This is a genomic window from uncultured Parasphingorhabdus sp. (assembly GCF_963677535.2).
Classification (GTDB): domain Bacteria; phylum Pseudomonadota; class Alphaproteobacteria; order Sphingomonadales; family Sphingomonadaceae; genus Parasphingorhabdus.
Map to the genome: position 1 here is coordinate 1,355,112 of NZ_CAXXUT010000001.1, position 22,547 is coordinate 1,377,658.

A 22,547-nucleotide genomic window follows, 5' to 3' on the forward strand; every position below is an offset into this window, starting at 1 on the left:
GCCCGAAAACACTGCAGGGTCGCGAAGCGAAGTTCACTCCGATGATGCGGCTAATCTGCTCAATAGCCCATTTTCTTGCGGCCTAATAATTTCAAGACCGCCGATCTGCCCATGGACAATATCGGATAGAGAAAACCGGCGCGTTCTTGCGATTTGAAAATCCACCAGTTTATTCTGCCAAAGACCGAACTAGACGGACGCGCAAGGGAATGGATGGCGGCGGCGCCATAGAAGATATTGTCGCCATCGATCAGCGCCATCCCTTCATCGACTACATAGCCCGCCTGCAATATTTTCTGCACCGCGTCATGATCCCTATTCATCCGGGCGTCGACAAGATCGATGTCGGGAAATTGCTCCCGCAACCGCAGCAGTTCGACATAATTGGCGCAAAAGGGGCAGTCCCCGTCATAGACCAGCCAGCTCATGCCGTCTGTCCCACAAGGGATGGGGCATGCGGTTCCGCTTTTCTGATCCGGAACAGGCCGCCGAACAGCGGCAGGTCGCCCAGCGTTTCCCAGCTCCGCCAATCTTTGGCAAAGGGCGACATCACCATCAGTATGATCAGCACCATCAGATGCTGCACATTGGAAATTTCCATCAGCAGCCATGTACCGGTATGGAACCCTACCAGGATCAGCCCCCAGATCACATGGAGGCGCGGCCGGAAGACAATGACCACGGCAACAAATTGCGCATAGATCAGCCCGAGAAACAGTCCCCAGGAAATATAATAATCGTCAATCACCAATCGCGCCAGCAACGGCTCGGTGCCGGTCTGGACCATACGGTCGGCAAGTGTCAGGGCTAGGCCGCGCGGAGAGAAATTGCCTTCGCGACCATCCAGCAGCATCACGACACCGCTGCCGATTTTCCAGAAGCCGGCGAGACTGTAGAAGAACAGAACTAGGCCCTGCGCGAGGGCGAAGGTAAGGCAATAGGCCAGTCGGCCAACCCGGTCCGCCGCCCGGGGCAGGAAGACAAAGACAACCGATACCCAAATCCAGATATGGTAGACATGGTTTATCCCGCCGAACGATCCGTGCAGGGCGCCGGCCAGCAGCAGGAATAGCGCGAAGGCCATTCTGGCGACTAGCAGACTGGGCTTCCAGCAGGCCAGTAATGCGCTGGCGAAACAGCCAAAAGTCAGGAGGTCGACTACGAAGCGAAGATTATAGGGTGCGATCCAGAATACCGGCCAGAGCAGATCGAGATCCTGTGCGCCTTCCACCTCGCTGCGCAGCATCGGCATCATAGTGAAGGCGATGACGATTGAAACCAGATAGAAAAGCTTCACGCAGGTCTGGCAGTGGAGAAAATTCTCCTGCAGCGCGGCAAAAGGCCGTTCATTTTGCGGCCCGCGTCGTAACGCCAGGCGCAACCTTCTAGCGATTGTCATAGCTACCCTTTTCATATGTCGCGATTGGCAGGGTCGAGATCAGTTTGCCAGTCGCCAGCCGGTCGATCGGATCAAATGTGATTTGCGCGAGATCATATTGCATATGCTTTGCTTCGCGCATGAATTTTGCTTCGATGGATTTGCGCAAATCCTGTTCCGCCGGGGACTTATCGACATGCGCCTTTGCCAGACGGTCGAGCGACTTGGCAAAGCGGCTGTCTCGGCTACGCGCGGAAGCGAACACATCCGTTAGCGCATAAAAATATTGTGCTTCGGGCAGGGTCTTGCCGTTGATCGAGCGAACGATCACTACGATATCGGCGCGCGGGTTGGAAGATGTCGAGAACAGGCTCCAGTTGAAAAAGGGGAAAAGCTCTGCCTTGGAGTCGGGCTTGCCGAGGATCGCGATGAAAATATAGGCGAATATCAGTATTGGCCCAAGCGTCTGTCGCAGATAATATCGCTTCAGAGACATTTTGTAGCTATCCATCCAGAACCAGAGAAATCAACGATCACCGGCCTAGATAAAGATAGTTAATATTTTCTTGCAGCCCGGCCGCCCTTCTCCTCTTCGCAGCCGAAAGATGGTGGCAGGAGTGACGATGTCCTGAGCCGCCGGAATTACGGTAAATACGGTGACAGTTTGCTAAATATATTGATCACCCACTAACCGGCAACCGCATCCCCCATCGCGCGCAGCACCCCCACCAAGGTCTCCAGCGTGTTATTGCCATTCGGGCCCAGCGCCCAAAACCAAATGGCTTAGAGCGCCTGCCGCGTGATCTTGCTCTCCGCTGCCACCGCCGTCATGCCCATGGCGCGCGCGACATCATTCGGCGCGGTGCGGATCAGCGCCGCGTCATTTTCATCAAAGGCTACTTTCAGATGGCGTGCGATCGCTGGCGACTATCGAGATATTTGGCGGCGGCGCGGACGACGGAATCAAATGCGCCCTGACCGGCACGTCGAAAATTGCCATTTGCCGGCATATATTTGCCATTTTCGGACGTAAATCCGTCACGCCTCGGGTATTTTCCGCCGAAATTTGGCACAATTTTGCCCCACCTTCCGGCCGGCAACCCCCACGCCAAAGACCATCACCGCCTCCCCTCGCGGATGCGTCTGCCCCTCCACGGGAAACATGCTTCCAATTCTTCCAATTGGGCATTCTGACAGGTTTGGATTTTGGGAGACCGTTGCCGTGGTACCGGGGGAGGGTCGCGGGCGGGATGGTGGGTTGGCGGAGAGCGCCCTTACAGGTCCGTCATCACAGGTTCGTCATCCTGAACTAGTTTACCTTGCGGTGGCCTTCGGCTCAGGATCCCTTTGGATAGGGCGCGTGCGGAGGGAGGTCCTGAACCAGGTTCAGGATGACGAGGGCTCCCTCCGGTGAACTATTGCGCGCCTTATTGGGCGAGCGATTTCTCGATATCCGCGACCGGGCTGTTGGTCAGCGTCTTGGCCTGTTCCAGCACGATCTTGTCGCTCACTTCCTGATGCAGCAGCGGGCGGATTTCGCCCAGCGTGTCGGGATCGGCGACCAGGATCAGCCGCTTATAGGCGCCCTGGTGGGCCAGGTTATAGAGCTGCTCGGCGATGATCTTGGAAAAGGTGGCCTCCATGCTTTCCCGGTCGGACTGCTCGGGCGGCGATTTGCCGGAGGGCCCCTGATCGGCGAGATCTCCGGGCGTCCAGTCGCCGTCATGCTCCAGCGATCCGCTGCGCACATAGAAGGTCTTGGCCTCCCGGCCCGTGGCGACGACGACAAATGTTTCTTCCGGAAAATTCAGCTTGCCCATATGCATGTCCTTTTTTAGGTTTTTTCAGGTTCGGACAATCAACGCGGCACAGCGGGAAAGGTTGCTTGCGGGGGCGGATGGCGGAGCGGTAATCCCCTCCCCCTAGTGATCCTGAACTGGGTGCAGGATCACGGATTTTGCTCCGCGCCATCGCGCCCTTGTCACAATGGTGTCGCGCAATATTCTCCAAATTGCCATCCAGTCTCCGTCAGCCTGTCACAGCCTTGCTGCACTGCAGCATCCGTTCCTGTGTCGCACCGAAAAAGGCTGAAAAACTCCGTGAAAAATATGTCTGTTGCCCTCGTCCGCCCGTCCCTGAGCGCTCTTTCAGCCGCGCTGTTTATCGCCGCTGCCAGCCCGGCCGTGGCGCAGACCAGCACCGATGATATCGCCGATGACAGCGACGGCGACGTCATCATCGTCACCGCCCAGAAGATCGAGCAGAAATCCACCGATGTGCCGATCACCATCTCTGCCAACAGCGGCGAACGGATGAAAGAGCTCGGCGTGTCCGATCTGGACGAACTGTCCAACTATGTCCCCGGCCTCAATATCCAGGAGCAGAGCGCCAACAATCCCGGCGTCGTGATCCGCGGCATCACCTCGGACAGCGGCTCGGCGCAGCAGGCCGCCCGCGTCACGCTCTACTATAATGGCGTCGACATCTCCCGCTCGCGCGGTTCCTATCAGGATATCTATGACGTCGACCGGATCGAGGTGATCAAGGGGCCGCAGGCAACGCTGTTCGGCACCGCTTCCGCGGTGGGCGCGATCAGCATTATTTCGGCGCGTCCCGAACCGGGCTTTTCCGGCGAGATAAGCGCGAGCTATGGCAATTATGACGCCTATACGCTGAGCGGCCATCTCAACACCGGCAATGACACAGTCGCCCTGCGGCTGGCCGGGGCTTACAAGAAGCGCGATGGCTATGTCACCAACCTAGCCCCGAACCAGGAGGATCTCTACGCGCAGGACCAGCTGGGCGCCCGCGCGTCCTTCCGCTTCACACCGAGCAGCAATTTCACAGCAGACCTGATCCTGACCTATGACCGGCAGCGCAACTCGGGCACGCCGTTTATTTCCGGCACCCTGCCGACCAGCGCCGGACCGGCCGATCCTTTTGGTTTCGCCGACCTGCGCGGTTCACCCTTCTCCGCCGCCGTGCTCGGCGATGCGGACCTTGGCCTGACCCGCGATGTCTATGATGCCAATCTGACGATGAGCTGGGACTTTGCCGACGACTGGAACATCACCATGGTCAACGGTTTCCGCAAATTCAATTCCAACGAAGTGTTCGACGCCGACGGTTCCGCCGCCTTCTATCTCGAATTCGGGGAGGAAGCCAATGGCGAACAGGGCAGTCACGAAACCCGCTTCACCTATAATGATGGCAGCACGTTCCGCGGCAGTTTTGGCTGGAACCTGTTTCGCGAGGACAGCAACCAGCGGGTGCCCTTCTCGACCGACGAAGTCACCTATTTCCAGTGTGTCGCCGGAATCGTCCTCGCCGGTGTCGATTGCGTGAATAGCGCAGGCATACCGGCCGGTGAAGCGATCGCGGCGCTGACCGGCGGCGCGGTCGGGACGATTCCCTACCAGGCTGACTTCGAGAATCTCGGCAAGAATGACAGCTATTCGGTCTTTGCCGACGGCACCTGGATACCGTCCCCCAGTCTCGAGCTGACCGCCGGTGTCCGTTTCCTGATCGAGAAACGCCGTTCGGGCTATCGGGCGACCGCGCCGAGCTCCGTTCTCAATCCGGGCAACACGCCCTTTCCGATTACCGACACTGCGGGACAGACATTCCGCACCGAGGACAGCTTCTCGGCCGTCTTGCCGCGCTTCAACATTCTCTACCGCTTTTCTGACGCGATCAACGGCTTTGCCACGGTATCGAAGGGCCGTCGCTCGGCCACTGTGAACGCCGGTGCAACCAGCACCGCGACCGGACCGGTCGGCGATTTCACCGATATCGCGCCGGAGATTGTGTGGAATTACGAAGTCGGCCTGAAAGGCGCCGCTGGCCCGCTATCCGGGTCGCTGGGCGTCTATTACCAGACCTATGACAATTTCCAGGTCACGATCAACGATCCGGCCAATCCGGGCACGACGACAACGCTCAGCGCCGGCAGCGCCACCAATTTCGGGGTCGAGGCCGAAGTCGCCATACGCGCGGCGGACTGGCTGAACCTGTTCGCCAATATCGGCTATATTGACGGCGGCATTGACGACAAGCCGGGCAACGGAAATCTGGCCGGCTCGCGCTTTCGCCTCCAGCCGGAGGTGCAGGCAGCCGGCGGTTTCACCATCGATTACCCGGTCAATGACAGCACCAGAATTTTTGCAACGCCCAGCGTCACCTTCCGCAGCCGGGTTTATTTCGAAGCCCCGAACAATATCCTGACCAGTCAGGCAGCGGTAACACTGGTCAATCTGCGCGCCGGCATGTCCTTTGCGGACGAACGGTTCGAAATTGCCGGTTTTGTTCGCAACCTGACCAATAAGGATTATCTGCTCGACGCCGGCAACACCGGGGGCGCTTTCGGCATCCCGACCTTCATCCCGGCCGAACCGCGTTTCTACGGTATCCAGGCCAGCGCCAAATTCTAGATTCCGTCAGATGAAACAGGATCCTGTTCCCGGCTAAACCTCGGTTTTCACCGGGCACGGGCCAAGCATCAACTGTCTTCGCGGGGCAGCGCATCGGCCGTCCGCGAACCGGCTGATAACCGCCGGCTTGCCCGCCGGGCGCAAAGATTTGTTAACCATATTTTTACATCAGCCATCTAGGCGGGCCGTCATATTTTCACCCGCGACTGCAGGATGGCCCGACGACATGGATCTAGCGCCGCTATCAGAAAAAAACTGGCAGGCATCCTGGCAAGCCCCGTGGCGGTCGCCCAAAATTCCGGCAAAAATCCGTCCTTCGGTCGAGGCGATGCAATTGCACCGGGCGATGACCCATGTGCCGATGATCTATCTGGTCGCGATATTCAATCTGATCGCGGTGATGGTCCTGTCGGCCCACGAAGGGGTCGAGCCGATCTATTATAGCTGGATGGGGCTGTTGGCGGTTGGTTGCATCGGGCGGATGGTCATGTGGATCCGCTATCCGAGAGATCCGGACTCCCTGACCCACACGAAGAAGATACTCAGGAACCTGTCCCTGCTCTCGGTCGGCATCGTATCGTTTCTCAGCATCTGGTCCGTATTCATCATAACCACCGGCATGTTTGCCAACCAGATGTTCATTCCGATGTCGCTGGTATTCGGGTCGACCTGCATCGCCCATTGTCTGGCCTGCATCAAAAAAGCAGCCGTAACGATCGTGTTTGTCGGCATCATTCCCTCGGCACTGGCAATGATCCTCGTGGGCGAATTCGACGACATGATCATGGGATGGAGCATGATCACCATAGCGCTGCTGATGATCCGGTTCATCATCGACAGCTATAACCAGATCATTTCCGGTCTGATCATGCGCCACACCATCTGGAAGCAGGCGCATAGCGATCCCCTTACCGGACTTGCCAACCGCCGGGCGATGATGAACTATCTGGCACTGGCCGAACAATCTTTTGCCAGAAACGGGCGCGGCTTTGCCGTCGCCCTGATCGATCTGAACCGCTTCAAACTGGTCAACGACAATCTGGGTCATGATATCGGTGATCATCTGCTGGTCGAGGTTGCCAACCGGCTAAAACATAGCTGCACGGAAGAAGAAATTGTCGGTCGCCTTGGCGGTGATGAATTTCTGATTCTGATGCCCGATGTTTCCGATCACGAGCAGGCACTGGCGAGAGCGACTGCCTTTCTTGCCGGTCTCGCCGCGCCAGCCGAAATCGACAGCCATGCCCTGACTCCTTCGGCATGTGTCGGCATCGCCGTCCAGGCGCTCGACGGAAACGGCACCGAGCAATTGCTCAAGGCCGCCGACAGCGCGCTCTACAAGATGAAACGCAGCGGCAAAAATGCGAACCGGTCAGGAAAACCGGTATCGCGCAATATTGCCTGACACGCGCGATCCGGTTGACGGCAAAGACCGTTTGTCATCTTCCGTGCGATATCGCGAGATTTGCAACCAATATCGGCCTGCCATGTTTTTCCCTGACATGATCATGCGCAATCGGACAGTCCCACCTGTCTGAAAACACGTACTGTGTGAGGCGGGCGATCATCATATGCTCCGCTGGAAAAAAAGTCAGGAACAGGAAACCATGAAAGCCATTATCGTCCTTGTCGTTGCGCTGGCCTTTGCCATGGCGCCGTTTCTGTCGCCCGAATTTGGCGGAATCGATCCGGACCGCTACCCGGTGCCACAGAACAATCCGCCGGTTCAGCCGGTCGGCTGGGCGTTCAGCATCTGGGGCCCAATCTATCTGTGGCTGGTTGCCCACGCCGCAGTCGGCACATTCAAGTTTAGCCAGGATGCGGAATGGGACAAGGGACGGATCGCTCTGGCGCTGTCGCTGGCGGTCGGTACGATCTGGCTTCCGGTCGCGCTGGTCTCGCCGATCTGGGCAACAATCCTGATATGGATCATGCTGATCGCCGCCTTGATAGCAACCTATCGGTCGGAACAGGCCTCGCCCGCCTGGATCGCCAAATGGCCGCTTGCGCTCTATGCGGGCTGGCTCTCCGTAGCATCCTTCCTGTCCATCGGACTCCTGCTAGCGGGATATGGGTTTGTCGGTGAATTCATGGCTGCGGTGATTGCTCTTCTGCTGGCAGTCCTCTTCACCGGCTATAATGCCGTCCGCCTGAAATCCTGGCCTTACGCCCTCGCCGTGTCCTGGGGGTTTTTCGGCATCGTGGTGACCAATATGGGTTCCACGATGCCATTAGCGGTTGCGGCCGTGTTGGCCGCGGTCGCGATCCCGGGTCTGACGGCCCTGACCAGACAATCTCTGGGCTAGCGCGGCTCTACCAGCAACCACTCGTCATCCTGAACTCGGTTCAAGCCCCCTTGAGGTTGGGCACCGCTGCCGGTGGTCCTGAGCCATGGCCACCGGGGGTAAACGCGTTCGGAACGACGGAAAGCGCTCATTGCCGCGTCTGGCTCAACGGTAAGCACAGCAACAACAGCCCGATGACAGCAGGCCCGGCCTGCACCAATGCGATATCCGGTGACACGCGCCAGGCACCGAAAATACCCGCCGTGGCGACGAACAGCAAGAAGCCGCTGGCAACCTTCCGCTGCCATTCGGCATTGCGGATGAACAGCGACCAGATCAGGCCGGCCGCCACACAGAGATTGTAGACGCCCTGATTGGCGGCCATCGCGGTTGTCGGTTCGAACAGGCTGGCGGGGAGATCGGGAAAGGTTGCCGGCCCCTGCGCCTGCCAGGCAAATATCCCGAACCAGGCGATATAGAGATGGAGTATGGCAACCAGCGCGATCATGATCCTGGCAAATATAGACATGCAACGACTCCCGGCTTTTCCGGTTCTTATAGGCGGTAAATCTGCAGGCTCAACACGGCTTGCCCGTGGGCATCATCTGGTTACAATCGCAAATTGCTTTCCTACATCGCCGGATTTTGATAAATGGCGCTCAGCTTTTTGGCATTTTGCGCGGCCTTGTTTTCGGCCGCTGGATATGCAGCGACACCAGCCGCAGGCCCCGGATTTTCTAAGGCCTTAACACTGTAAAGTTTGTAAAGTTCGATCCGTGCGACGGGATTGCTTTTTTCCTTGGCGGGGCCAGTTCAGACATAGTCTAAAGTCCTGACAAAACCCGCTCTTGGCCCGAATTTTCACGAACTTTGGGCTAGCCGCGCTCGCCGAGCACCGCATTTTCGATGCGGATGCGGTGGCGCAGCAGGATCGCGTTGAGGACAGAGAAGACCAGAGCCACCCACGGCAGGCCGAGCATCAGCGGTACGATCGCGATCTCCAGGACCACGACGAGATAATTGGGGTGGCTGAAATATTTATACGGCCCGCGTTTGACCCGGTCAAAATGCGGCGCAGAGATGATTCTGGTCGTCCACCAGCGGCCGATGCTCGCCAGCGTCCAGATGCGCAAAAATTGCGTACCGACGAATAATGTCAGCATCACCGGGTGGATCATGCGCAACGGATCGACCAGCAAGGCGATGACCGCGATCCAGGCGCTGTGGAGGAAGATGAAATAGTGATAATGATCCGCACCATGTTCCTGACCCCCTTCGCCGAGCAATCGTCTGGTGTTGCGGTTAGCATGGACCAGCTCGCCCAGTCGCTGGATCACAATATAGACCAGCACCCAGGTCACCAGCGTCGGACTGGCCGTGAAAATCGCGCCGAGTGGATCGTTCATGCTGCACCCTGCGGATCAAGGATAGCAAGCGCTGCGGTAAAGCCGGGGCCGAGCGCGGTCAGCAATATCGGTTTGTCGGGCTTTTCCGCCAGCAACTTTTCGAGCACGAACAACACCGTTGGCGAGGACATATTGCCATGTTGACGCAGCACGTCGCGGGTTGCCGGAATGCCCGCTATACTGGGCGCAAAATATGCTTCCAATGCTTCCACCACCCTGCCCCCGCCCGGATGACAGGCGGGTTCGGAGAGATCGGGCATGCGCAGATCCTGAGCCGCCAGAAAGGAGTCGCAAAAAGGCGCAAAATCCCTGGCGACAAATGTGGGAATATCGCGCGCCAGCACCAGATCAAAACCGGTCGTGCCGATCTCCCAACCCATCATGTCGCGCGTGTCCGGCCAGGTCTTCTGATCAAAAGCGCGGAAGGAGGGAGCCATTGCCCGGTCTGGCTTGCCGCTGATTATTGCCGCCGCGCAGCCATCGGCGAACAAGGCGGTGGCGATCATGTTCTTCTTGTCAAACTGGCTATAGTCGTAAGACAGGCTGCACAATTCGAGCGAAACCAGCAGGATATTCTGCCCGCCCGCTGTGGATGCCAGATCATTCGCCAGCCGCAAGCCGAGGACACCGCCAGCGCAGCCATTGCCGAACACCGGTATTGTCTGGGTCGAGGGATTGAAGCCCATCATCTCGATCATCCGGCTGGGCAAGGAAGGTGTCATTGTCCCGGTGGTCGAAATCAACACAATCGCGTCGATGTCGGAAGCATCCAGTGCGGCCTTCTCGAGCGCCTCCGCAGCAGCCTTCCGCGCAAGGCCGGTCCCGACCCGGTCATAAATCGCCGCCCGGCCGGTCCAGCTGCGCGGTTCCAGATAATAGGCTGCCTCGCAGGCAAGATAGCGTTGCTCGATCCCGCTATTGCCGAGTATCTGTTCCAGCCGGGCCGGAAGCGCCGCTCCCCTCGCCTTGGCCAATATGGCCAGCACTTCCGCCTGCGTTATTTGGTGCTCGGGTAGCGCAGTGGCGATGGATATCAGGGCTGCCATAGGGAGATTTCTGTCATCATTCTGCTTCTGTTACAGCAGATACGGCATCGACACAGGAAAAACTGGCGCATCGCATCATTACCCGGCAGTTTTTGCCAAGAACTTTCCGGAAGGGAAGAAAAAGATCGGCTGATAAATACTTTGATTTCCGTTAGTTGCCGTGCTTCTACCGCGTTATTGTGCACTGCACCATTTTTCTTGACATCAGCCGTCAGATACCTTATTTGTGCGCTGCAACATAGAGGTAAGACAACCGATGGCTGATACGAAGAACGATACATCCTCTGCTCCGGCAGAAAAAGTGACTGGCTCGCTTTCCGCGGAGGCGGCCTATTCTGCAGCCGCATCTGCAGTCAGCGTTTCTGATAAAACGGCATCGGCAACCGTACCTGCCGAGAAAGCTGTCGCCGACAAGGCGCCAGCAGCAACCGAAACCAAGAAGCCGGTGGCTCCCGCTGCTAAACCGGCAACAGCGGCAAAGTCTGCTGTCAAGAAAACCGCAGCGTCCAAACCGGCAGCGAAGAAGCCCGTAGCAAAGCGTAAAGTTGCTGCGAAGCCGGCTGCCAAGACCACATCGAACAAAACGACCAAAGGAACCAAGAAAATGGCTACCACCAAAACCACCGCAACCAAGCGCGTTGTGAAGAACACCAAGGCCGCCAACACCAAGGCTGCCAACACCGCCAAGAAAACCGCTGACAAATTGGGTTCGCGCTTTGAAAAGCTGACCGCCGATGCGCAGGCTCGCGCCAAGGAAGCGGCTGATCGCGCCGTCGCCCTGTCGAAAAACGCTGTCGAGTTCAACCGCGAGAACATCGAAACCCTGCTCGAAAGCGGCAAGATTGCTGCCAAGGGCGCACAGGAAATCGGCCAGACCAACGTCAAATACACCCGCGAGAATTTCGTTGAAGCCAGCCGCGCCCTGCAAGGCCTGTTCAGCGTTGCAACCCCCAAGGACATGTTTGCTAAGCAGGCTGACTATGTCCGGAGCGGTCTGGACCGGGTGATGGACCAGACTTCGAACAATGCTGACGCTGTGGTCAAGCTGGCTGGCAAAGCCTATCAGCCGATTGCAGATCGCGTCACCGAAATCCGCAAGGAGCTGAAAGCCGCTGCTTAAGGCGAATTTTCAGTCGATCATAAAAGGGCCGTTCCGCTGGAGCGGCCCTTTCTATTTGGGCTATATTACCACCTATCGACGCAAAAGCATGCGAAACTATCAATCCGCCACTTGCCCTTCAGGGTAAAAATACCATATCTTGAGACTGATGATAAAAGAGCAGATTCTTTCTCCCTTTCCCACCTTCCCTCGGCGACCTTCCGCCGGCAGCCGTCCATTAATGGCTGATGATCCGGACAATGGCTCCGGCGATGATGGCGACGACACTAATCTTGGCATTGCCACCAAGACCAGAGCCAAGACAAAGAAACCCAGTCCGTATAAGGTGCTCATTCTCAACGACGACTATACGCCGATGGAATTCGTCGTCCTGGTGCTGAAACGATTTTTCAATATGGATATTGATGAAGCGACGCGCGTCATGCTGCACGTTCACCAGAAAGGCGTCGGTGTCTGTGGTACATTCAGCTACGAAGTCGCTGAAACCAAGGTTACCCAGGTGATGGATTTCGCACGCAAGAACGAACATCCGTTACAATGTACGCTTGAGAAAGCCTGAGCTATAACAAGGAAAACGCCATGACCGAGACGCCAGTGATCACCGTGGATATCGTCTCCGATGTCGTATGCCCTTGGTGCATCATCGGCTACAAGAAGCTTGAGAAGGCCATGGAACAGTTTGAAGGCCAGGCGCGCTTTGAACTGTCTTGGCATGCCTTCGAACTGAACCCGTCGATGCCACCGGAAGGTCAGGATATCGGTGAACATATGGCGCAGAAATATGGCGCCACTCCTGAGCAGAGCAAGGCCAACCGGGACCGGCTGCGCAGCGCTGGCAGTGCGCTCGACTTCGAGTTCAACCATGGCGAGAAGATGCGCATGGTGAATACATTCGATGCCCATAGATTGCTGCACTGGGCCGGAGAGACAGGCAAGCAAACTGCGCTAAAGCTGGCCTTGTTCAAGGCACATTTTACCGATGGCCGGAATGTCAGCGATCGTGAAACGCTGGTCGAGATCGCGACATCCGTGGGCCTGGACCAAAAACGTGCCTGTGACCTGCTGGCCACGGATATGTTCGCCGCCGAGGTGCGGGCCGTTGAAGCAGAATGGCAGGACCGGTTCATTACCGGCGTGCCGGCTTTTATTTTCAACAAGAAATTCATGGTTCCTGGCGCGCAGGAGGTAGATGTCTTCGCCAATATTATCGAGAACAAGCTACTTAAAAAAGCCGCCTGAAGATCATGCCTCCTCGAGCAGTTCGATAATATTGCCAAACGGGTCCCGGCCATAGATCGCCTTTTGCGATCCGATATCGACTGGCGGTCCGACAAAGGTCATCCCCGCCGCAGAAAGACGGCTATGTTCGGCTTCGATATCCTCGACAGCCAACGCCATATGCGGATAGCCAAGGTCGGACGGATCACTGCACATGTCCCGCGGTTCGGGTCTACTATATTGCCATAGCTCCAGCCTGATATTGGCACCTTTCAGCATCGCCATTCTGGCCTCGAAGCCGGGGAGCCCGACAACCGCACCCGCCTTGACATTGTCCGACGGTATATCACTGCGCCAGTCCAGATCGAAGCCGATCACGTCACGATAGAAGGCAAGGCCCTTCTCGATATCGGGAACACCGATAGCGATATGGTGGACACCCTTGATCAATTGCTAGCGTGTTTCTTTGGCGGCATCGGGAAAAATCCGGAAGTGCGCTTGATATAGTCCGCATAATCCGGCCGGTTCTGTTTCAGACTTTTTTCCAGCAGCGGCGCACCACTCCATTTCATCAGGGTGAAGCTCAAAAACAGAGGGCCGATGACAGCCAGCCATACCGGCCAGCCAAGCGGCGCTGCCGCCAGCCAGATGCCCCACCACGCACAAAAATCGCCGAAATAGTTGGGATGACGGGTAAATTTCCACAACCCGCTATCCAGCACCTTCCCTTTGTTCGCGGGATTCGCCTTGAAGGCCTTGAGTTGCATATCCCCAATGGTTTCAAAACCAATACCGACAAGAGCTATTATGGCTCCGACGATCGACACAAGGGAAAGACCATTGGCACCGGCGAGCAATATCCCGAGCTGTGCGGGCAGGCAGACGAGGAACAATAGCGGAATTTGCAACGCCCAGGCTTTGAGCAAAGCCGCTTTCGCGAAGCTCATCCCCTGCTTCTCCATCGCGCGGCCCATGATCTTCTTGTACCGGGGATCCACACCTTCCTTGCGCCAGCGCAGAAACAGATGGGTTCCCAGCCTGATGCCCCAAGCTGCTGTCAGCGCCCATATTGTATAGGCCAAGGTTCCCGGATTATCGGTTTGCAGGAAGGAGGCGCTGGCCATGATCGCCATGCCATAGGCCCAGAAGGCATCGATGAAGGAGACGTCACGGATCCGTACCGATATCAGCCACAACGCGACCATGATGATCACCAGCAATCCAAAGTTCAGTCCCAATGCCGGAAGCAAGCTCATCTGCCTTCTCCTTTTTTATGGCGCTCACCCCTGGGTTCGATCGATACGATATCCCGCATGGCTTTTTCGGGATATTTTGGCGTAACGCTATGATAAAATTCGCTGAGCTTTTGCATATCGGCGGTATAGTCACCCGATGGCATGAAAGAGGGCCCCAGCCCGCCCGTCCGCTTTGAATAGTCCATCAGGCCGATAATCAGCGGCACCTTTGCCTTCAGTGCGATATAATAAAATCCTGTCCGCCATTCCTTCACGCTTCCGCGCGTACCTTCTGGCGGAATCGTCAGCAGAAAATCATCGCGCCGGTCAAATTCCCTGACCATCGCATCGACCATATTCTGGGATTTTGATCTGTCTACCGGGATGCCGCCCAAACGCCGCATCATGCCCCCCCAAGGCCATTTGAACAGAGTATTTTTGCCGATCCAGTAAGACTGGATTTTGAGCTTGTTAACCAGTCCGAAGAAATAGAGAAAATCCCAGTTGCTGGTATGCGGCGCGGCGATAATGACGGCCTTTCTGGGCGGCGGATTTTCCTGCACGGCCGTCCATCCGTTGATGGTAAACACGAACACAGAAAATCGACGAACAATTTCCGACAGCCAGTTCGGTCTGATTTCGTCGTGCACGCATCCTCCCACTCGCGGGATTGAACGCCGCGTTTGACAACGGACCATAAGTGTATTTTCCCGCTGCGCAACGAAAGATGTCCGTTGGTACAGTCAAGCCGTCCGCGCCAGTTTCATTCAGAACTGAGATCCCGGCGCAGCGAGGACATGTCGTGCTGACGGGCTATTGCCGTCACAACGAGCAAATCACCGCAGTTTTTCTCCGCTACAATCGGTCCTGCACATATCGGCTTCCTCATCTTCAAGCTCGATCTGGATGGTAATATGATGAATGGAGAAGCGTTTTCTCAGTTGCTGCTGGACATCGGCCAGAAAACCTCTGCCGGGATGTCCGCCCGGCAGCACGAGATGGGCGGTCATGGCTGTCTCGCTTGTACTCATTGGCCAAATATGGAGATCATGAACCGTCTCTACACCCGGCAGGCTTTCCAAAAATGCCATTACATCCTCGACGTCGATATCGCGCGGTACACCCGCCAGTGACATACGCACAGCCTCCGACAGCAGCCCCCAGGTACTCCAGAAAATCAATGCGACGATCAACAAGCTGATCAACGGATCGATCCAGTTCAAACCGCTGAAATAAATCGCGACACCGCCAATTACCACGCCCGCAGACACGCCGGCATCGGCCATCATATGCAGGAAGGCGCCCCGAATATTAATGTCATCCTTCTGCCCGCTGGCAAAAAGCATCGCGGTGACGAAATTAATGAGAACGCCGAGCGAGGCGACGATAATGACAGTAGTTGAAGCGATTGGACTGGGTGCGCTGAACCGCTCAATCGCTTCCCATGCAATAGCACCGCATGCCACCAGCAAGAACAGGCCATTGAGCAAGGCGGCGAGAATCGAGGATCCACCGAAACCATAGGTAAAGCGTTTGTTCGGCGGACGCTTGGTCAGTTCCGCTCCCGCCCATGCGACAGCCAGTCCTAGCACATCTGACAGATTATGACCGGCATCCGCCAGCAGTGCCATAGACCCGGCCATAAGCCCGAATATGACCTCAACAATGATATAAATGACATTGAGCGAGATACCGAGCGCGAAGGCACGGCTGAAATTTGCCGGCATGTGCCCATGCGGGCCTTGGCGATCGTGATGACTATGGGTAAAATGGCCGTGGTGATGATGGTGACCGGCGGACATCTGCGCTCCGACTATTGCAATGCGAATATTCTTATATTCGATTACACGGAATAGTCAGAGCGGTCTATGTATATTGGACAGTATTTTCCGCATGTTATATCATTTGGTGCACTGCACATATCTGCATCAGTCCACGATCAGGCCAATCGCGAGATAGATGATAATCGCGGAACCGAATCCGAAGATCGTCGCAAGTACGAATATTATCCGCAACAAGTTGGCATCCATTCCGCTCCAGTTAGCGAGGCCCGAGCAGACGCCCATCAGCTTGCCATTGGCTTTGTCGAGTTTAAGTTTGTTCTTCATGGGTCGATTGCTTTCTTTGCGAGATGGGACGGGCTCCGGCCAGCTACCGGAAACGGGGTCTGAGCTTTTGTTCTTTCCGGCCATCAGATCACCACCGATGATGTATTGTTGATGGCTGGCAAGATGCTGGCGCCGACAAACAGAGCTGCTGACACAGCTGCGGCAAAAGCGGCGGAAAATGAATTCTGGAGATTGAGTATCATGAGATTGGCTTTCCTGGATTTTAATGGGTTAAGCGACGACCGAAGCAGCGTTGCTGAAGGCTGGTCCAACGCTCGCGCTAACCAACAAGGCTGCAGAGAAAATCGCAGCTACGGCAGCAGACAGGTTACTTGAGACATTGGAGAACATATTGGTTTCCTTTCAATTTGAATTTTTTTCGCGTCATTGCGAAGATGTCCGAGACTTTGCAGGACGCGTGCCAGTTTAAGTATATGTAGCCTTTTCAGTATTTTAATCGAGTTCGTTGCCGCATATGAAATTACACACCACCGATGATTGGTTTTTTTCACCAACTGTTCGCAAGGCGCCAATGGGAAGCGGTCTGAACAGATCTGTCATCCGAATTTGCTTCAATTCATCGGGTACGAAAGCTAGTGACCAGTTCAGTCATGACCCTGTCACAACTCACTCTGCACAATTTCCGCAACTATCGGGAATTACGTCTCGAAGCCGCGCCCGGCTTCATGGTGTTCAGTGGTGCCAACGGTGCGGGAAAAACCAATATTCTGGAAGCGGTCTCACTGCTTGCACCCGGTCGCGGTCTCAGACGGGCACCGCTCCGGGACATCGCGCACCAGAACGGCCCTGGCGATTTCGCTGTCGCCGCACAGCATGATGATGTGCATCTGGGAAGCGGCACGAGTATCGAAGCGCCCGAACGACGCAAAACCCGGATTAACGAAGCGTCCGTCCCGACCAATGACCTGGCTGAATGGTTGTCGATTTTGTGGCTGACGCCCGCGATGGACCGGCTTTTTACAGAGGGCGCATCCGGACGCCGGAATTTCCTTGACCGGCTGGTCACAGCGTTGGAGCCGGCCCATGCTCGAAATTGCGCCCGCTACGAAGCCGCGCGACGTGAACGCAACAGACTTCTCGCAGACAGCCATCCGGCGGATCAAAGCTGGATCGACGGTCTGGATACCCAGTTGGCGCAATTCGGCGGATTTGTCGCAGAAGCCAGAGAGCGTATGGTATCTGCGCTGAACCAACGGTTACAGCAATCGGAAAGCACAATATTTGCCACGCCGGCAATGGAGCTGGCGGATGGGGACATGCGCAGCGAACAGCAACTTCTCCAGATGTTGCAACAAAACCGCGGTGTCGACCGGGCAGCGGGACGAACGACAAGAGGTCCCCACAGGGCTGACCTCAAAGTGTTACATGCCGCGAAACAGCAGCCAGCCGAAAAATGCTCGACCGGGGAACAGAAAGCGTTGCTCTTCTCGATCATTCTCGCCCATGCTGATCTGGTCGCTGAGCGGCGCGACAAGCGACCAATATTGCTGCTCGATGAAGTCGCTGCCCATCTCGATCCGCAGCGCAGGGCAGCCCTGTTCGACAAGCTTGCAGAACGGGGCGGTCAAGTGTGGCTTACGGGTACGGAACCTGAACTGTTCGGAGATGTTCCGGATGATGCGCTGCATTTCGAAGTCTCGGACGGAACCGTCACCCGCCGGTAGCAATGGGCGCAGCCCGAAAATGGTTTACGGGTCATTAACCATGATCTTTAGCGCTGTCTTTTTGCCTGACCGTTATGCCTGTCCAGATGACCGGAACGGCCGTTAAAGACATATTGATCACAATTCGCAACGCGATCATTCCGTTGCTGCTGGTTCTGCAGGCAATCATAATGCCTGCTCCGGCCCGCGCCAACGATTATCTGCAATGCGTTCCCTTTGCCCGCGAACTCAGCGGCATCAGAATCTACGGCGATGCTCACAGCTGGTGGGATCAGGCGGAAGGCAATTATCAACGCGGGGCTTTACCCGCTATTGGAGCAGTCCTGTCTTTACCGAGCCATGGATCAATGCGGCTCGGCCATGTCGCAGTGGTGCGGGAGATTGTCGATGACCGCACGATTCTGATCAGCCATGCCAACTGGTCGCCGATCAACGGGCGGCGCGGCCAGATCGAACGCCGGGTCAAGGCCAAGGATGTTTCGCGGAGCAACGACTGGAGCAAAGTCCGCATCTGGTATGCTCCTATCGGCAAACTGGGCACCACGGCTTTTCCGGTTAACGGCTTCATCTACCCCGTCAAACCCGGACAACAGGTCGAGCGGCAATGGGCATCTTCCAACCCCCCACGTAGCAGCGGTCAAACGAGCCGACCGCTGTTCGACCGCAGCCTCAAAGCGGATCTAGCCCGCACCGCTGATGAAGAGCGGCCGGCTGAAACCAGGCCAAGAGACCTGATCGGGGAATTGCTGGACAGAGTCGGTAGCTGAGTGCAGATTGAAGCACCAAGCTTCAACCGGACATTCTGACGTGACCACAGTTCCCTCCTCCTGCCTTGTCATCCTCGCCGGTGGCCGGTCCACCCGGATGGGTAGCGACAAGGCGGTCATACCCTTTGAAGGGCAACGGCTGATTGACAGACTGGTCCGCCGGTATAGCGGTATTGTCGACTGCATTTGGCTTTCGGCACGAGAAGATTACGGGACCGGACTGCCGGTGGTTTGTGATGATCCGGAAGCGCCGGCCGGTCCGGTGGGGGGCATCTTCTCGCTCGCTGCTGCCCTTCAGGCGCTGAAACCGGCGGTCGAGGGATTTGTTACCGTACCTGTCGACGCGCCGCACGCGCCGGAGGATTTGATCGCGCAACTTTCGGCGAGCGGCCGCTGTGCCGTCGCACAGGATCCGCAGCGCATTCACCCTACATTCGCCTATTGGCGCTGTGACACCGTCACTGCTGTACGAGCGGACTGGACAACGGGCGCGCGAGCCCCTTCCCTGCAATGGCTAGCCCGTCAATGCCAAGCGACATTCGTGACTTGGCCAGACAGCCAGCCATTCATCAATATCAACCGGCCGGAGGACCTGACCGCCGCTGCGGCCATCAAAAAAGCCGGCGCTTGAGGGGAAGCGCCGGCTCTCGGGCAGTGACGATCACTGCGAATTTGTTTGGCAGCGATGCGCCTAGTCGAGACGACGGATTTCCGTCTTGGTCAGGCTGGTGACCAGCTTGCCGTCGGTGTTGGACAGGGTCGAGGCTTCGATCCGCCGTACCTTGCCTTTGTAAATGACCAGAAGATCGCCGGAGTCCAATACCCGGTTGACTTTGGCAACGCTGGCGCCGGTTGCATCAAACAGGCGGTCGTTGCGCTCTGCTTCGGCAGCCGAAGCAGCCGGAACGGTGATGGACAGCGCCGTGGCTGCGAGGATCAGGGAGGTAAGTTTACGCATGGTTTTACTCCATTGGTTTTCAATTGTTCCGTAACTATGAACGGGTGATTTTAAGTTGCAATATGAAATGCTGCACTTGCGAATTGCATTTTTGCAATTGACCCTCGAACACCTGCAAAAAGCGCAACCGGAAGCCTGTTGCTCCATCGTGCCGCCTGTGCGATCCTCTACCCAATTTGCTAGTCCTATGAGGTTTTCATGATCCGATATGCCGTAACGCTCGCCTTGGCGACTCTTCCTGCAGCCACGCAGGCCCAGCAAGAGGACTTGATGGCGGATATATCCGCGCTGATCGATGCCCGGTCTGCAGAATCGGCGCAGACCGCCCGGCAGCTTTGGGAATGGGCGGAAGTCGGCTATCAGGAACAGAAATCCAGCGCGCTGCTGCAGGACCAGCTGCGAGCCCATGGATTTGAGATTACCGCCGGAGTTGCCGATATCCCGACCGCCTTCATCGCCGAATATGGCAGCGACGGTCCGGTGATCGCTATATTGGCGGAATATGATGCGCTGCCCGGGATCAACCAGGACGCCCTCGCCACCCGCAGCCCGATTGAAGGCAAGACGGCCGCCCATGCCTGCGGACATAATCTGTTTGCTGCCGGATCGCTCGAAGCGGCGATTGCGGTGAGCAAATGGCTCAAACGGAGCGGCACGCCGGGACGCGTCCGGCTTTATGGTACGCCAGCCGAAGAAGGTGGTAGCGGCAAGGTCTATATGGTCCGTGCGGGTCTGTTCAACGATGTCGACATCGCGCTGCACTGGCACGCCGCCGACGAGAATTCCGCAGCCGCCCGCACGACGCTGGCCAACCGCTCGGCCAAATTCCGTTTCCGCGGCGTCTCCGCCCATGCCGCCGGCGCGCCGGACAAGGCCCGCTCTGCGCTGGATGGTGTCGAGGCTTTCAACATGATGATCAACATGATGCGCGAACATGTCCCGCAGCAGTCTCGGATCCATTATGTGATCACCGAAGGCGGTACCGCGCCCAATGTTGTGCCCGACTTCGCCGAAGTCTTCTATTATGTCCGCCACCCCGATCCGACCGAGGTCGACGCGATCTGGGCCCGGCTGGAAGATGCAGCGCGCGGCGCGGCGATGGGCACCGGCACCACGGTCGACTGGGAAGTGATCCACGGCAATAATCCGCTGCTGGTCAACGAACCGCTGGCGAAAATGATGGACGCAAAATTGCGGCAAGTCGGCGGCATCACCTATAGCGCGAAAGAACAGAAGTTCGCCGAGCGCATCTATGCCAGCTTTGACAAGCCGGGCCTGCCGCTGGGCAGCCAGCAAGAGGTTCAGCCCTATAATATATCGCTCGGCTATGGCTCGACTGACGTTGGCGATGTTTCTTACGCCACGCCCACCGTCGGCTTGCGCACCGCGACATGGGTCCCCGGCACTTCGGCGCACAGCTGGCAGTCTTCTGCGGCGAGCGGTATGTCGATTGGCTTCAAAGGCACTCAGGTTGCAGCAAAGACGCTGACGCTGGCAGCGATCGAGCTCTACACCAATCCCGAATTGCGGGAGGAAGCCAAAGCCGAGTTCGACAAGGCACGGGGGCCGAATTACCAGTATAAATCTCTGCTCGGGGACCGCGATCCGCCACTGGATTACCGGAAATAGGAAACCGGTCGGGAGGATAGATGACCGGGCCGCCTGTAGGACAGGGGTCTTGCGCGCGCAGTCCAGTTCATCATTGTGGGACAAGGGCGGTCCGGACAAACGGACCACCCCATCCAGTCTTTCGAATATGCGACGGATTTAGCTGAATGCAGGCTCCAATGATCGCGTCACTTCCGTTCCACCGGATATCCGTGGGCGGCTTTCGCGAGACAGGGCCTTCAGCGCGGCCAGCTCGCCGTCAAGAAAGCGAGCGCGTTTCAGCCGGTTCTTACGGGTCAAAAAAGGATTCTGCGGCGTCGGCATTGCGTCGACATTGGCCGTGAAATAACCGGCAGTGCGCTGCAAATCTGCCTGTGCAAGATAAGGCTTGGGTGCCGCTGCAACTCGTCGCTGGCCCAGCGGAACGTTACGGTCCGGCTTCCCCGCCAACATCTTGAACGACGGCAGCGTTCCGACAAAGGTGGCAAAATTCGTGCTGGTCGTAGTCCTGCTGCCAAAGGGGGTGGCTGCGGTTATTCGCTGTTTTTCGCCAGCCGGAGCTATTTCTTCCTGCATGGAATTACGGCGTTCGTCGGGTACAGCGACCGCGGTCGGTGAAGCAGGAACAGGATCGGTGCCACGCATGGCCATGGCCGCCTCGTCTTTGTTCCGGCGGCGAGTGGCCGCATAGGCTCCCGCTCCGCCAATACCGAGCAAGGCCGCCAGCGCAGCGAGCAAACCCCAGTCAGCACCGAGCTCACTCGATTGTACGTCGGGTGTTGCGGTAATTTCAGGCGCGGGCTGGAAAGCGGAGGTGGCGGCAACCGGTGCGGCCAATCCTGCAGCCTTGGATCCGGCAGCGTTATTATAGGAAACCGGCTCCGCAACCGGGTTTTGAGCAGGGACTTCCGTGGCAGAAACATTGGCTCTGCTGCTAGAAGCCCTGACGGAAGCCGTCTTCGCGGCTGCAGCGTCAGCTGCTGCCTGACGCTCCAATTGCTCCTTTTCAATCTGAACCAGCGCTTCAGGGGCGACAGTTTCTGCGTCGAAGCCGCCCTGGCGTGCCAGCTCATCGGCCTGCTCCGGTGTAACCTGTGGTGCAGGTTCCGCTTCAACGGCGGGCGGTCTACCGGCCTGGGGCATGGCGATCGTCGGACTGATTGTCGGAGTTGCCGCTGGTACAGGCTGCGGCGAAGCTACGGGCGGCGCCTGGACCGGCGGAATGGTATCCGGCGCGGGGATATCCTGCGCCTGCGCGGGTGCCGCGACCATACCGACCGAAATCGCAAATATGCTGATCATA

At 57.2% G+C, this 22,547-nt stretch carries 26 protein-coding genes and 1 pseudogene; 11 read left to right on the forward strand and 16 right to left on the reverse strand.

Features of this window, described 5'->3' with window-relative positions; genetic code table 11:
- Nucleotides 1-59: 59 nt before the first annotated feature.
- From ACHZCJ_RS06505 to ACHZCJ_RS06525, 5 genes are all read right to left on the reverse strand, one after another.
- Nucleotides 60-428: a DCC1-like thiol-disulfide oxidoreductase family protein gene (locus ACHZCJ_RS06505; protein ID WP_321324873.1), complete on the reverse strand. Its 369-nt coding sequence runs from the start codon at nucleotides 426-428 to the stop codon at nucleotides 60-62.
- Nucleotides 425-1,399, reverse strand: a complete 975-nt coding sequence (locus ACHZCJ_RS06510) for a hypothetical protein (protein ID WP_321324876.1) — start codon at nucleotides 1,397-1,399, stop codon at nucleotides 425-427. Before ACHZCJ_RS06510 ends, ACHZCJ_RS06505 begins: the two co-directional genes overlap by 4 nt.
- A complete protein-coding gene (locus tag ACHZCJ_RS06515; protein ID WP_321324877.1) occupies nucleotides 1,386-1,874 on the reverse strand; it encodes a hypothetical protein in 489 nt (162 codons plus the stop codon). The genes ACHZCJ_RS06510 and ACHZCJ_RS06515 overlap by 14 nt, the downstream gene beginning before the upstream one ends.
- Nucleotides 1,875-2,161: 287 nt before the next feature.
- Nucleotides 2,162-2,296 carry a hypothetical protein gene (locus tag ACHZCJ_RS06520; RefSeq protein ID WP_394700062.1) on the reverse strand — a complete coding sequence of 45 codons (135 nt, stop codon included), beginning with the start codon at nucleotides 2,294-2,296 and terminating at the stop codon, nucleotides 2,162-2,164.
- 509 nt (nucleotides 2,297-2,805) lie between these two features.
- Nucleotides 2,806-3,198, reverse strand: a complete 393-nt coding sequence (locus ACHZCJ_RS06525) for a host attachment family protein (protein WP_321324879.1) — start codon at nucleotides 3,196-3,198, stop codon at nucleotides 2,806-2,808.
- Between the two features lie 288 nt (nucleotides 3,199-3,486).
- Here ACHZCJ_RS06525 and ACHZCJ_RS06530 point away from each other — a divergent pair, with 288 nt between their 5' ends.
- From ACHZCJ_RS06530 to ACHZCJ_RS06540, 3 genes are all read left to right on the forward strand, one after another.
- Entirely contained in the window at nucleotides 3,487-5,808 is a 2,322-nt protein-coding gene (locus ACHZCJ_RS06530) for a TonB-dependent receptor domain-containing protein (protein ID WP_321325017.1), read from the forward strand.
- Nucleotides 5,809-6,034: 226 nt separating this feature from the next.
- Nucleotides 6,035-7,213, forward strand: a complete 1,179-nt coding sequence (locus tag ACHZCJ_RS06535; protein WP_321324881.1) for a diguanylate cyclase domain-containing protein — start codon at nucleotides 6,035-6,037, stop codon at nucleotides 7,211-7,213.
- Between the two features lie 166 nt (nucleotides 7,214-7,379).
- Entirely contained in the window at nucleotides 7,380-8,114 is a 735-nt protein-coding gene (locus tag ACHZCJ_RS06540) for a tryptophan-rich sensory protein (RefSeq protein WP_321324883.1), read from the forward strand.
- 127 nt (nucleotides 8,115-8,241) lie between these two features.
- Here ACHZCJ_RS06540 and ACHZCJ_RS06545 read toward each other — a convergent pair whose 3' ends face one another.
- The 4 genes and pseudogenes from ACHZCJ_RS06545 to ACHZCJ_RS06560 all read right to left on the reverse strand — a co-directional run.
- Nucleotides 8,242-8,622, reverse strand: coding sequence for a DUF1304 domain-containing protein (locus ACHZCJ_RS06545; protein WP_159640608.1), 381 nt, complete (start codon nucleotides 8,620-8,622; stop codon nucleotides 8,242-8,244).
- A gap of 346 nt (nucleotides 8,623-8,968) precedes the next feature.
- Nucleotides 8,969-9,499, reverse strand: coding sequence for an isoprenylcysteine carboxyl methyltransferase family protein (locus ACHZCJ_RS06550; RefSeq protein ID WP_159640605.1), 531 nt, complete (start codon nucleotides 9,497-9,499; stop codon nucleotides 8,969-8,971).
- Nucleotides 9,496-9,936, reverse strand: a complete 441-nt coding sequence (locus tag ACHZCJ_RS06555) for a hypothetical protein (RefSeq protein WP_321325019.1) — start codon at nucleotides 9,934-9,936, stop codon at nucleotides 9,496-9,498. Before ACHZCJ_RS06555 ends, ACHZCJ_RS06550 begins: the two co-directional genes overlap by 4 nt.
- A gap of 12 nt (nucleotides 9,937-9,948) precedes the next feature.
- Nucleotides 9,949-10,554, reverse strand: a pseudogene (locus ACHZCJ_RS06560) (hypothetical protein); the annotation flags it as partial.
- Between the two features lie 247 nt (nucleotides 10,555-10,801).
- Between ACHZCJ_RS06560 and ACHZCJ_RS06565 the strand changes: the two are divergent.
- The 3 genes from ACHZCJ_RS06565 to ACHZCJ_RS06575 all read left to right on the forward strand — a co-directional run bounded on the left by ACHZCJ_RS06565 (nucleotide 10,802) and on the right by ACHZCJ_RS06575 (nucleotide 12,904).
- Nucleotides 10,802-11,665, forward strand: coding sequence for a phasin family protein (locus tag ACHZCJ_RS06565; RefSeq protein ID WP_321324887.1), 864 nt, complete (start codon nucleotides 10,802-10,804; stop codon nucleotides 11,663-11,665).
- 220 nt (nucleotides 11,666-11,885) lie between these two features.
- The gene (gene clpS / locus ACHZCJ_RS06570) at nucleotides 11,886-12,224 is read left to right on the forward strand and encodes an ATP-dependent Clp protease adapter ClpS (RefSeq protein WP_159640596.1); all 339 of its coding nucleotides are present in this window, start codon (nucleotides 11,886-11,888) and stop codon (nucleotides 12,222-12,224) included.
- A 20-nt stretch (nucleotides 12,225-12,244) separates the two neighbouring features.
- Nucleotides 12,245-12,904: a DsbA family oxidoreductase gene (locus ACHZCJ_RS06575; RefSeq protein ID WP_321324890.1), complete on the forward strand. Its 660-nt coding sequence runs from the start codon at nucleotides 12,245-12,247 to the stop codon at nucleotides 12,902-12,904.
- Between the two features lie 3 nt (nucleotides 12,905-12,907).
- Here the strand turns inward: ACHZCJ_RS06575 and ACHZCJ_RS06580 are convergent, their stop codons facing one another.
- The 5 genes from ACHZCJ_RS06580 to ACHZCJ_RS06600 form a co-directional block, all read right to left on the reverse strand.
- Entirely contained in the window at nucleotides 12,908-13,333 is a 426-nt protein-coding gene (locus tag ACHZCJ_RS06580) for a VOC family protein (RefSeq protein ID WP_321324892.1), read from the reverse strand.
- A complete protein-coding gene (locus tag ACHZCJ_RS06585; protein WP_321324894.1) occupies nucleotides 13,330-14,139 on the reverse strand; it encodes a DUF1295 domain-containing protein in 810 nt (269 codons plus the stop codon). Before ACHZCJ_RS06585 ends, ACHZCJ_RS06580 begins: the two co-directional genes overlap by 4 nt.
- Nucleotides 14,136-14,768: a lysophospholipid acyltransferase family protein gene (locus tag ACHZCJ_RS06590; RefSeq protein ID WP_321324896.1), complete on the reverse strand. Its 633-nt coding sequence runs from the start codon at nucleotides 14,766-14,768 to the stop codon at nucleotides 14,136-14,138. The genes ACHZCJ_RS06585 and ACHZCJ_RS06590 overlap by 4 nt, the downstream gene beginning before the upstream one ends.
- A 186-nt stretch (nucleotides 14,769-14,954) precedes the next feature.
- Nucleotides 14,955-15,920 carry a cation diffusion facilitator family transporter gene (locus ACHZCJ_RS06595; protein ID WP_321324897.1) on the reverse strand — a complete coding sequence of 322 codons (966 nt, stop codon included), beginning with the start codon at nucleotides 15,918-15,920 and terminating at the stop codon, nucleotides 14,955-14,957.
- Between the two features lie 126 nt (nucleotides 15,921-16,046).
- Nucleotides 16,047-16,226: a PspC domain-containing protein gene (locus ACHZCJ_RS06600; RefSeq protein ID WP_089132939.1), complete on the reverse strand. Its 180-nt coding sequence runs from the start codon at nucleotides 16,224-16,226 to the stop codon at nucleotides 16,047-16,049.
- Nucleotides 16,227-16,337: 111 nt separating this feature from the next.
- On the opposite strand from ACHZCJ_RS06600, the gene ACHZCJ_RS06605 reads away from it, so the two are divergent.
- The 4 genes from ACHZCJ_RS06605 to ACHZCJ_RS06620 all read left to right on the forward strand — a co-directional run bounded on the left by ACHZCJ_RS06605 (nucleotide 16,338) and on the right by ACHZCJ_RS06620 (nucleotide 19,309).
- Nucleotides 16,338-16,562 carry a hypothetical protein gene (locus ACHZCJ_RS06605; RefSeq protein WP_321324901.1) on the forward strand — a complete coding sequence of 75 codons (225 nt, stop codon included), beginning with the start codon at nucleotides 16,338-16,340 and terminating at the stop codon, nucleotides 16,560-16,562.
- A 275-nt stretch (nucleotides 16,563-16,837) separates the two neighbouring features.
- Nucleotides 16,838-17,911, forward strand: coding sequence for a DNA replication/repair protein RecF (gene recF / locus ACHZCJ_RS06610; RefSeq protein WP_159640578.1), 1,074 nt, complete (start codon nucleotides 16,838-16,840; stop codon nucleotides 17,909-17,911).
- 86 nt (nucleotides 17,912-17,997) lie between these two features.
- Entirely contained in the window at nucleotides 17,998-18,678 is a 681-nt protein-coding gene (locus ACHZCJ_RS06615) for a CHAP domain-containing protein (RefSeq protein ID WP_321324903.1), read from the forward strand.
- A 40-nt stretch (nucleotides 18,679-18,718) separates the two neighbouring features.
- Entirely contained in the window at nucleotides 18,719-19,309 is a 591-nt protein-coding gene (locus tag ACHZCJ_RS06620) for a molybdenum cofactor guanylyltransferase (protein WP_321324905.1), read from the forward strand.
- 60 nt (nucleotides 19,310-19,369) lie between these two features.
- On the opposite strand, the gene ACHZCJ_RS06625 is transcribed toward ACHZCJ_RS06620, so the two are convergent.
- The gene (locus ACHZCJ_RS06625; protein ID WP_159640570.1) at nucleotides 19,370-19,636 is read right to left on the reverse strand and encodes a hypothetical protein; all 267 of its coding nucleotides are present in this window, start codon (nucleotides 19,634-19,636) and stop codon (nucleotides 19,370-19,372) included.
- 198 nt (nucleotides 19,637-19,834) lie between these two features.
- Here ACHZCJ_RS06625 and ACHZCJ_RS06630 point away from each other — a divergent pair, with 198 nt between their 5' ends.
- Nucleotides 19,835-21,265, forward strand: a complete 1,431-nt coding sequence (locus tag ACHZCJ_RS06630) for an amidohydrolase (RefSeq protein WP_321324907.1) — start codon at nucleotides 19,835-19,837, stop codon at nucleotides 21,263-21,265.
- A 138-nt stretch (nucleotides 21,266-21,403) separates the two neighbouring features.
- Here ACHZCJ_RS06630 and ACHZCJ_RS06635 read toward each other — a convergent pair whose 3' ends face one another.
- The gene (locus tag ACHZCJ_RS06635; RefSeq protein ID WP_394700048.1) at nucleotides 21,404-22,546 is read right to left on the reverse strand and encodes a hypothetical protein; all 1,143 of its coding nucleotides are present in this window, start codon (nucleotides 22,544-22,546) and stop codon (nucleotides 21,404-21,406) included.
- Nucleotide 22,547 lies beyond the last annotated feature (1 nt).

What these genes read in the sequence shown, in the direction of transcription:
- ACHZCJ_RS06505 (WP_321324873.1), bottom strand. Translation starts at nt 428, where the DNA reads ATGAGCTGGCTGGTCTATGACGGGGACTGCCCCTTTTGCGCCAATTAT.
- ACHZCJ_RS06510 (WP_321324876.1), bottom strand. Translation starts at nt 1,399, where the DNA reads ATGACAATCGCTAGAAGGTTGCGCCTGGCGTTACGACGCGGGCCGCAA.
- ACHZCJ_RS06515 (WP_321324877.1), bottom strand. Translation starts at nt 1,874, where the DNA reads ATGTCTCTGAAGCGATATTATCTGCGACAGACGCTTGGGCCAATACTG.
- ACHZCJ_RS06525 (WP_321324879.1), bottom strand. Translation starts at nt 3,198, where the DNA reads ATGGGCAAGCTGAATTTTCCGGAAGAAACATTTGTCGTCGTCGCCACG.
- ACHZCJ_RS06530 (WP_321325017.1), top strand. Translation starts at nt 3,487, where the DNA reads ATGTCTGTTGCCCTCGTCCGCCCGTCCCTGAGCGCTCTTTCAGCCGCG.
- ACHZCJ_RS06535 (WP_321324881.1), top strand. Translation starts at nt 6,035, where the DNA reads ATGGATCTAGCGCCGCTATCAGAAAAAAACTGGCAGGCATCCTGGCAA.
- ACHZCJ_RS06540 (WP_321324883.1), top strand. Translation starts at nt 7,380, where the DNA reads ATGCTCCGCTGGAAAAAAAGTCAGGAACAGGAAACCATGAAAGCCATT.
- ACHZCJ_RS06545 (WP_159640608.1), bottom strand. Translation starts at nt 8,622, where the DNA reads ATGTCTATATTTGCCAGGATCATGATCGCGCTGGTTGCCATACTCCAT.
- ACHZCJ_RS06550 (WP_159640605.1), bottom strand. Translation starts at nt 9,499, where the DNA reads ATGAACGATCCACTCGGCGCGATTTTCACGGCCAGTCCGACGCTGGTG.
- ACHZCJ_RS06555 (WP_321325019.1), bottom strand. Translation starts at nt 9,936, where the DNA reads ATGGCTCCCTCCTTCCGCGCTTTTGATCAGAAGACCTGGCCGGACACG.
- ACHZCJ_RS06565 (WP_321324887.1), top strand. Translation starts at nt 10,802, where the DNA reads ATGGCTGATACGAAGAACGATACATCCTCTGCTCCGGCAGAAAAAGTG.
- clpS (WP_159640596.1), top strand. Translation starts at nt 11,886, where the DNA reads ATGGCTGATGATCCGGACAATGGCTCCGGCGATGATGGCGACGACACT.
- ACHZCJ_RS06575 (WP_321324890.1), top strand. Translation starts at nt 12,245, where the DNA reads ATGACCGAGACGCCAGTGATCACCGTGGATATCGTCTCCGATGTCGTA.
- ACHZCJ_RS06585 (WP_321324894.1), bottom strand. Translation starts at nt 14,139, where the DNA reads ATGAGCTTGCTTCCGGCATTGGGACTGAACTTTGGATTGCTGGTGATC.
- ACHZCJ_RS06595 (WP_321324897.1), bottom strand. Translation starts at nt 15,920, where the DNA reads ATGTCCGCCGGTCACCATCATCACCACGGCCATTTTACCCATAGTCAT.
- ACHZCJ_RS06600 (WP_089132939.1), bottom strand. Translation starts at nt 16,226, where the DNA reads ATGAAGAACAAACTTAAACTCGACAAAGCCAATGGCAAGCTGATGGGC.
- ACHZCJ_RS06605 (WP_321324901.1), top strand. Translation starts at nt 16,338, where the DNA reads ATGGCTGGCAAGATGCTGGCGCCGACAAACAGAGCTGCTGACACAGCT.
- recF (WP_159640578.1), top strand. Translation starts at nt 16,838, where the DNA reads ATGACCCTGTCACAACTCACTCTGCACAATTTCCGCAACTATCGGGAA.
- ACHZCJ_RS06615 (WP_321324903.1), top strand. Translation starts at nt 17,998, where the DNA reads ATGACCGGAACGGCCGTTAAAGACATATTGATCACAATTCGCAACGCG.
- ACHZCJ_RS06625 (WP_159640570.1), bottom strand. Translation starts at nt 19,636, where the DNA reads ATGCGTAAACTTACCTCCCTGATCCTCGCAGCCACGGCGCTGTCCATC.
- ACHZCJ_RS06630 (WP_321324907.1), top strand. Translation starts at nt 19,835, where the DNA reads ATGATCCGATATGCCGTAACGCTCGCCTTGGCGACTCTTCCTGCAGCC.
- ACHZCJ_RS06635 (WP_394700048.1), bottom strand. Translation starts at nt 22,546, where the DNA reads ATGATCAGCATATTTGCGATTTCGGTCGGTATGGTCGCGGCACCCGCG.